The organism is Mesorhizobium sp. M0060 (assembly GCF_040323155.1).
Taxonomy (GTDB): domain Bacteria; phylum Pseudomonadota; class Alphaproteobacteria; order Rhizobiales; family Rhizobiaceae; genus Mesorhizobium.
Genome location: NZ_JAMYUP010000134.1, coordinates 1 through 3,253, shown reverse-complemented (window position 1 = coordinate 3,253; position 3,253 = coordinate 1). Strand labels below are relative to the sequence as shown.

Below are 3,253 nucleotides of genomic sequence, written 5' to 3'. Positions count from 1 at the left end.
GAGCCTTGTCATAAGCTGAAGGCTGAACGTGCCGACCCGCCAAGGTGTGCAAATTCCTGACGTTGGCGCTCGGCGCAGCCAGGTCGCAAGTTGGCTTGAATTTCTAATCCACAACATGTATACATGATGTCTATGAGTGAGCGACATCAATCAGAACGCCCTGCGATAGGGCAACGAAGCGATGCTGCGCAGGACGTGGTCTACCGCTGGCTGAAGCAGTATGTGCTCACCTTGCCCAGCCGCGAGGGCACGTTCCTTACCGAGGCGGAAGTCTGCCGCGAGACGGGAACGTCGCGGACGCCAGTGCGCGAAGCGCTGTTGCGGCTCGAAGCCGACGGCTTCCTGCAGATCGTGCCGAAGAAGGGCGCCTATGTTCCGCCGATCACCGAGGCGGAGATCGAAGCGGTCATGCAGGCCCGGAGCCTGGTGGAGGAGTGGTGCGCGCGGCAGGCCGCCGGCTTCGGCGACATGCTCGCCGTGGAACTCGACAGGCTGGTCGCCCTCCAGGTGGAGGTGCAGCACGACCCTGTTGCGTTCATTGAGCGCGATCGGGAATTTCATCGCACGATCGTGCGCGCCGCTGGCAATCCGGTGCTCGCCGACTTCTATGAGGGCCTGCGAGACCGCCAGTTGCGGATGGGCGTGCACGCCATCACAATCTCCGGTGGGCGCGGCGCCAGCGTGCTTGCCGAACATGCAGCGATCGTCGAGGGCATACGCCGCGGACAGCCCGAACAGGCGGCCGCAGCCGTTGCCCAGCATCTGGCGCGGACGCTGGTCGCCCTACGGCTGCCGACGGCGGCAGGCTGGGGCGCGGTTGCAACCGGGCGCGAGCCGGCGAAGGTGAGGCAGTGAAAAAGGGGCCGCGGCGTTCGCATCGGCAATGCGGCCGAACGGTCGGAACACACAGTGGCGGCGGGCAGTTGGCCAGCGGAATTGGTGAATTGATTTTTGTGACTTAACAAAATCGATGCCGAAAGGGCCGGGCATGATCATCGAAGGAGAAACGGCTTTCGACGTGCGCGCGTTCCGGCAGGCGCTTGGACAATTTCCGACCGGCGTCTGCGTCGTCACTGGTCTGGCCGACGGCGAGCAACTTGGCATGACGATAAGCTCGTTCAACTCGCTGTCTCTCGACCCGCCCCTCGTCCTTTTTAGCATTGACCGTCGTTCAGCCAGCCTGCCGCTGTGGGGGAAGGCTGCCAGTTACACGGTCAACGTTCTCTCGGAAAACCAGAAGGACATTTCCAACCGCTTCGCCAAGCCGCTTTCCAACAAGTGGGAAGGAGTGCTGTTCAAGCAGGGCCGCTCCGGCGCCCCGGTGCTACCCGGCGTGGCGGCGCTGTTCGATTGCGAGCCGTGGGCCAGGCACGAAGCCGGGGACCACGTGCTGTTCATCGCCAGGGTGAAGCATTTCCGGTCGTTCGCCGACCGGCAGGCGCTGGTTTTCAGCAAGGGGCGCTACGCATCACTGCAGCCAACGGAGTTCACGGCGCCGCTTTGGCCGCTCGACATCCATTATTGATTTCTTGGGCACTACTGATCGCGGAGGGTAAGATGATCAAGACCGGGGCGCAGCATATCGAGATGCTGAGGGATGGAAGGCAAGTCTACATCAATGGCCAGGGCGCCGGCGACGTCACCGCGCATCCAGCCTTCCGCCAGACCATCCGGTCGGTCGGCGCGCTCTACGATTTCCAGGCGCGACCGGACAACCGGGAGCTGATGACCTTCGAGGTTCCCGAAAGTGGCGGACAGCGGGCCAACCGCATCTGGCAGTTGCCGCGCAGCCATGCCGACCTTGTCGAGCGGCGCAAGGCGCTGGAAGCCTGGACGGAGCTTCATTATGGCTTTCTCGGCCGCGCGCCGGACCATGTCGCTTCTTGCATTTCCGGCATGTTCATGGGGATCGAGGTCTTCGAGGCTTACGACAAGCCGCGCGCCGCGGCGCTTGCTGACTATTACCGTTACGCCCGGGACAATGAGCTCTATCTCACCTATGTCATAATCAATCCGCAGGCCGACCGCTCGAAGCCGACGGGCGAGCAGCAGGACCGTTTTCTCACCGCCGGCATCGTCGACCAGGACGCCGCAGGCCTGACGATCCGCGGCGCCAAGATGCTGGCGACCGGCGGCATCATGGCAAACGAGGTGTTCGTCACCTGCATCCAGCCACTGCGCGAGGGCGACGAACCTTATGCGGTGTCCTTCGCCGTGCCGATGAATGCCGGCGGGCTGAAGATCCTGTCGCGCAAATCCTACGAGGAGAGCGCCGTCAGTGTCTTCGACAATCCACTCGCCAGCCGCTTCGACGAGAACGATGCCGTGCTCTACTTCGACGATGTGAAAGTTCCCTGGGACCGCGTCTTCATCAACCAGGACATCGCCATGTGCCAGCGGCAGTTCCATGCCACCCCGGCGCATGTGTTCCAGAATTATCAGGCACAGATCCGCCTGATGGTAAAGATGCGCTTTCTCGTCGGCATCGCCCGGCGCATCGCCGAGACCAATGGCGTCATCAACTTTCCGCAGGTGCGCGAGACGCTGGGAGCGCTGGCGGCGCAGAACACCATGGTCGACGCGCTGGTGCACGCCATGGAGGTGAAGGGCAGCATGCTTGGCGGCTATTTCGTGCCCGACGCACATACGCTTTATTCGGCTCAGGTGCTGACACAGCAGCTCTATGCCGGGGTGATTTTGGCCTTGCGCGAGTTGGCGGGCGGCGGACTGATCATGCTGCCGTCCTCCGTCCAGGATTTCGCCGATCCGGAGCTGCGCAGTCTGATTGAAAGGACGCAGCAATCGCCCGTCCTCTCGTCGGAGGGCCGGGTAAAATTCTTCAAGCTGGCCTGGGATGCGGTCGGGTCGGAGTTCGCCTCGCGCCACTTGCAATACGAGATGTTCTATGCAGGCGCCACCTTCGTGACCAAGGGGCACAGCTTCCGCACCTTCGACTGGGATCGCTGCACGCAGCTCGTCGATCACATGCTGGACAGCTATTCGCTGGAAGACGAGGTCGACCGTGCCGCTCTGGCTGCCGCTTGAGGTTTGCCATGCCGATCCGCAAGGAACATAAGGAATTTCACACGATCGACATGACCGGGGACGGCTGGCATTCGCCGCCTGGTTACCCGTCCGGCATCGAGCAGAAGATTCTTGCCGGCCGGCTCGACGAGGCAGGCAAGACCGGGAATCGGACGCGGCTGCTTCGGTTTGCACCAGGCGCCTATACGACGATGCCGTTCGTGCATGA

Annotated in this window: 3 protein-coding genes and 1 pseudogene; all 4 read left to right on the top strand. The window is 62.6% G+C overall.

Annotation, left to right across the window (positions count from 1 at the left end):
- The first annotated feature begins 195 nt into the window (after positions 1–195).
- Positions 196–855, top strand: a complete 660-nt coding sequence (locus tag NKJ94_RS37095) for a GntR family transcriptional regulator (RefSeq protein WP_352532698.1) — start codon at positions 196–198, stop codon at positions 853–855.
- Positions 856–988: 133 nt separating this feature from the next.
- Positions 989–1,525 carry a flavin reductase family protein gene (locus tag NKJ94_RS37090; protein WP_352532696.1) on the top strand — a complete coding sequence of 179 codons (537 nt, stop codon included), beginning with the start codon at positions 989–991 and terminating at the stop codon, positions 1,523–1,525.
- A gap of 32 nt (positions 1,526–1,557) precedes the next feature.
- A complete protein-coding gene (locus NKJ94_RS37085; protein WP_352532694.1) occupies positions 1,558–3,045 on the top strand; it encodes a 4-hydroxyphenylacetate 3-hydroxylase family protein in 1,488 nt (495 codons plus the stop codon).
- 8 nt (positions 3,046–3,053) lie between these two features.
- A pseudogene (locus NKJ94_RS37080) lies at positions 3,054–3,253 on the top strand (cupin); the annotation flags it as partial.

Bases quoted from the DNA above. Each gene is read 5' to 3' on its own strand.
- NKJ94_RS37090 (WP_352532696.1), top strand. From the start codon at position 989: ATGATCATCGAAGGAGAAACGGCTTTCGACGTGCGCGCGTTCCGGCAG.
- NKJ94_RS37085 (WP_352532694.1), top strand. From the start codon at position 1,558: ATGATCAAGACCGGGGCGCAGCATATCGAGATGCTGAGGGATGGAAGG.